Source organism: Demequina sp., assembly GCF_016278765.1.
Taxonomy (GTDB): Bacteria; Actinomycetota; Actinomycetes; order Actinomycetales; family Demequinaceae; genus Demequina.
Genome location: NZ_JADQBE010000070.1, coordinates 1 through 4,233, shown reverse-complemented (window position 1 = coordinate 4,233; position 4,233 = coordinate 1). Strand labels below are relative to the sequence as shown.

The 4,233-nt window shown below is 70.2% G+C and carries 4 protein-coding genes; 2 read left to right on the top strand and 2 right to left on the bottom strand.

Annotation, left to right across the window (positions count from 1 at the left end):
- On the bottom strand, positions 1 to 570 hold a 570-nt coding region (locus QZZ29_RS11025; protein ID WP_291383256.1), incomplete at its 3' end, for a D-alanyl-D-alanine carboxypeptidase.
- 64 nt (positions 571 to 634) lie between these two features.
- Here QZZ29_RS11025 and QZZ29_RS11020 point away from each other — a divergent pair.
- Positions 635 to 1,156 (top strand): inorganic diphosphatase, encoded by a 522-nt coding sequence (locus tag QZZ29_RS11020; protein WP_291383254.1) that lies wholly within the window; start codon positions 635 to 637, stop codon positions 1,154 to 1,156.
- Between the two features lie 84 nt (positions 1,157 to 1,240).
- On the opposite strand, the gene QZZ29_RS11015 is transcribed toward QZZ29_RS11020, so the two are convergent.
- Positions 1,241 to 2,722, bottom strand: a complete 1,482-nt coding sequence (locus tag QZZ29_RS11015; RefSeq protein ID WP_291383252.1) for a C40 family peptidase — start codon at positions 2,720 to 2,722, stop codon at positions 1,241 to 1,243.
- Positions 2,723 to 2,917: 195 nt separating this feature from the next.
- On the opposite strand from QZZ29_RS11015, the gene QZZ29_RS11010 reads away from it, so the two are divergent.
- On the top strand, positions 2,918 to 4,114 hold the full coding sequence (locus QZZ29_RS11010; RefSeq protein ID WP_291383250.1) for a homoserine O-acetyltransferase: 1,197 nt from the start codon (positions 2,918 to 2,920) through the stop codon (positions 4,112 to 4,114).
- The last annotated feature ends 119 nt before the right edge of the window (positions 4,115 to 4,233 follow it).

Genomic DNA, 4,233 nt, shown 5'->3' with positions numbered 1-4,233 from the left:
GCCCTTGCCCGCGTCGGCGCCAGCGCCCGCGTCGGCGCCCTTGCCCGCGTCGGTGCCCGTGCCCGCATCTGGCGCGAGCAGCATGTCGCCGCCAGCGACGATGGCGACCTCCCCGGCCGCCGGATCGAACGTGGCCACCGTCTGCAGCGTGGCGTCCGGCCCCAACGCCGTGAGCACCGCGATCCCGGTGAGGAGCTTGGTGTTGGAGGCCGGCACCTGGCCGTCGGCGGCGTCGAGATCGACCAGGACGTCGCCGGTGATCAGATCGATGACGGAGACGTTGGTGGAGGTGCCGGTGCGCGGATCGTCGCGCAGCCCCTGGGCGAGGCCCTGCAGCACTGCGGCATCGGGCACGGGCGCCGATGCGTCAAAGAGGGGCCACACGTCGGTGCCGGGAGCGTCGCCGGGGGCCACGGCCGCCGCGGTGAGGAAGGGGGCGGGGGGCACCGGCTCAGGGGAGGTGGTGATCCACCCGGGAACCAGGTCCGCCGCGTCGGCGTAGGCGTATCCCCCGGCTCCGGTCAGGAGGATGACCGTCGCCAGCATCGGTACTGCCGTGCGCGCGCGCATGCGCCACCTCCCGTCGGCATGAGACTATGGGCCCAGCAATCAGACTCTACGCGCGGGAAGTGGCATGGAATTCAACGTCACCGTCGAGATCCCCAAGGGCTCGCGGAACAAGTATGAAGTGGACCACCACACGGGCCGGATCGTGCTCGACAGGATGCTGTTCACGTCCACCCGGTACCCCGATGACTACGGCTTCATCGACGGCACGTTAGGGCAGGACGGGGACCCTCTGGACGCCCTCGTGTTGCTCGACGAGCCGACGTTCCCGGGGTGCCAGATCCGGTGCCGTGCGCTGGGGATGTTCCGCATGCGCGACGAGGCCGGAGCCGACGACAAGGTGCTGTGCGTGCCCGTTGGCGACCACCGTCAGACGTGGCGCCAGGAGCTGACCGACGTCAGCGACTTCCACCGTCTGGAGGTGCAGCACTTCTTCGAGGTCTACAAGGACCTCGAGCCCGGCAAGTCCGTCGAGGGCGCCCACTGGGATGGCCGCGAAAAGGCGGAGGCGGAGATCACCGCGTCGATCGAGCGCGCCAAGGGCACGCTGTTCGAGCACCCGAACCCGCTGAATCCGCAGTCACACTAGGCCGCACGAGGTCTGGGGATCCGGAGCAGTGAGGTGCACCGGATATTCAGGCACGGCGGGCGGCGCGCTCGCCGCTACTCGCCGCTAGGGGCGTCCCACGTAGGGGATCAAGTTGTTGATGCGCCAGGGGGCGTCGTACGGCCTGACTTGGGAGAGATCCCCGGGCTTGGTGGCCTCGGCCACCATTCCGTTCCCCACGTAGATGGCCACGTGGTAGATCGCGCTCGTGCTGCGGTTGGTGCCGTAGAACACCAGGTCGCCCGGGCGCATCTGCGACAGCGGAACGTGCGTCACCGCCCAGTACTGCGTGCCTGAACTTCGCGGCAACGTCACGCCCTGCGAACGCCAGGCGGCGTAGGTGATGCCGGAGCAGTCGTACGCGGGGCCGTTGCCACCCAGGAGGTAGTCGGCGCCCATCAGCGTCAGGGCGAAGTTGGCGGCGCCTTGGCCCTGCGCGGCCGACGTTGACCACCCGCCCGATGTCTCCGCCGGGGGCGGGGGCGTGGTGGTCGGCGGCGGTGTGGTGGTCGGCGGCGGTGTGGTGGTCGGCGGCGGTGTGGTGGTCGGCGGCGGTGTGGTCGAGCTTCCGGTGGTCGAGCTTCCCGTGGTCGAGCTTCCCGTGGTCGAGCTTCCCGTGGTCGAGCTTCCGGTGGTCGAGCTTCCGGTGGTCGAGCTTCCCGAGTTTGACCCCCCTGACGTGCCGGCCGTCGAGCCGGAGTTGCTCTGCCCTGTTGTGTTCTGCCCTGCGCCGTCCTGCTCAGCTGCCGCCACGGCCGCCGCCAGGGCCTCGCGATCACGCTGAGCGCGCTGCGCGGCCAAACCGGCCTGGCGTTGCCGTTCGAGCTGAACGGTGGTGTTCTGAAGCTGCGCCAACCGGGCAAGCGCGTCCTCATGCGTTGACGCGGCGTCGGCCACGGCCTGTTCGGCCACGCGCTGCGAATCCTGGGCCTTGGTCAGAGCGACGGCGGCGGCATCGGCGGCATCGGCGGCTTGTTGAGCCGCGTCGGCGGCGAGGTCGCTCATCGTGTCCGCGACCACCTCGACGGCCCGTACCTTCTGGACGACGGAATCGACCTCGGCCGCGGCACGGCCGTAGTCCTCGGAGCGGGCGATGACGTCATCAAATCCCTCGGCGCCCAGAATCGCCTCGATGGACGTCATGGAACCGCCCGACCGGTACGCCTCCATGGCGATCGCACTGAGATCGCTGCGCGCGCTGTCCAACGCGGCGGCGGCATCGTCCGCCCGCGCGGAGGCGGCGACGGACTGACGTTGGGCGCGCTCCGCGTCGTCCTTGGCTTGCGAGTAGAGGTCTGCGGCAAGAAGTGCGGCGTTTTCGGCATCGGCGCGGGCGTTCTCCAGCTGCACCACGACGGCGTCCAGTTGGGCGACGGTCGCGGCGGCATCGGCGACGGAAGCCTGCGCGGCGGCGATGTCGGCGAGGCCGGGGTAGGTGTCGGCGTCGGCGGAGCGCGGCGAACTGGCCACCGCGGCCGCGGCGACCAGCGCGATGGCGCATGCCATGACCACGGAGCGCGTCCAGTGGTCCAATAGCCGGTGTGTCACCTTCCGTACTCCTTTTGCCCGATATGTGGCGATCGTAGGCCGCGCGCGCGAGGCGCGGAAGGGCGATGTGGCAAGTTCCACGCGCGTATCTGTTATCGGCGGCGAAGTCGCCGGACTCAAGCCCGTGTCCCAGATCGCGCGGCCGTGTCCCAGATCGCACGGCCGTGTCGCCGCCTGCCCTAGGGTGGTCTCGTCATGGATGACGACGGCATCGAAACAGACGCGTGGGCTGCGGACCAGGGCCCGGCGGCCGACGCGCCCCTGCCCGCGTCCGCGGCGTGGCACGAGGGCGACCATCCGGGGCGCCGACGGTTCCTTTCGCTGGGCGACCTTGCGCTTGAGGCCGACCCCATGGGGGTGCTACCTGGGGCGACGCTCGCGTACGAGACGTGGGGGCAGCTGAACGCCGCCCGCGACAACGCGATCTACGTGGCGCACGCCCTGACGGGAGACAGTCACGTGTGGGGCCCGTCCGAACCGGGGCACCACACGGGCGGCTGGTGGAACGCGATGGTGGGCCCGGGCCGGCCGATCGATCCCGTGCGGCACTTCGTGGTCTCGGCGAACGTCATCGGCGGCTGTCAGGGCTCGACGGGGCCGGCATCGGCGCATCCGGCGGATGGCAGGCCGTGGGGTTCGCGCTTTCCGTACGTGACGATGCGCGACATGGTGGCGGCGGAGATCACGTTGGCTGACCACCTGGGAGTGGATCGGTGGCGGCTCATCACGGGTCCGTCGATGGGGGGCATGCGCGCGCTTGAGTGGGCGGTGACGGTGCCCGAGCGCGTGGGGGCGATCGCGCCGGTGGGCTCGACCGCGGCGGCGACGGCGGACCAGATCGCATGGTCCACGTCGCAGGTCGCCGCCATCGCGGCCGACCCGAAGTTCCGGGGTGGCGACTACTACGACGCGGCCGACGGCGACGGACCCCATGTGGGACTCGGCATCGCGCGGATGATCGCGCACACCACGTACCGGTCCGAGGGCGAGTTGGCCGACCGCTTTGGGCGCGCGTTCCAGGGCGACGGGGACCCCATTGGCAAGGGCGGGCTGTTCGCGGTGCAGTCCTACTTGCAGCACCACGGGCGCAAGCTCGCGCGGCGCTTTGACGCCAACACGTATGTGCGGTTGGCGCAGGCGATCCAGTCGCATGATGTGGGGCGCGGGCGCGGGGGCGTGGAGACGGCGCTCGCCCGGTATTCCGGGCCGGCGCTGGTGATCGCGGTGGACTCCGACAGGCTCTATCCGCTCAAGAATTCGCAGTTGCTGGACCTGGGGCTGTCCGGGTCGAGCGGCGTGAAGGTGGTGCACTCGCCGGTGGGGCACGACGGCTTTCTGGTGGAGTCGGGGCAGCTCAATGCGTTCATCGCGGAGTTTGAGGCGGGGTTGTAGCGCGGGGTTGTAGCGCGGGGTTGTAGCGCGGGGTTGTAGCGCGGGGTTGTAGCGCGGGCGCGGGGTGGCTTTGCCCCGGTTTGGTGGACACCTTGTAAGAGAGGATGTCCATTATGGGA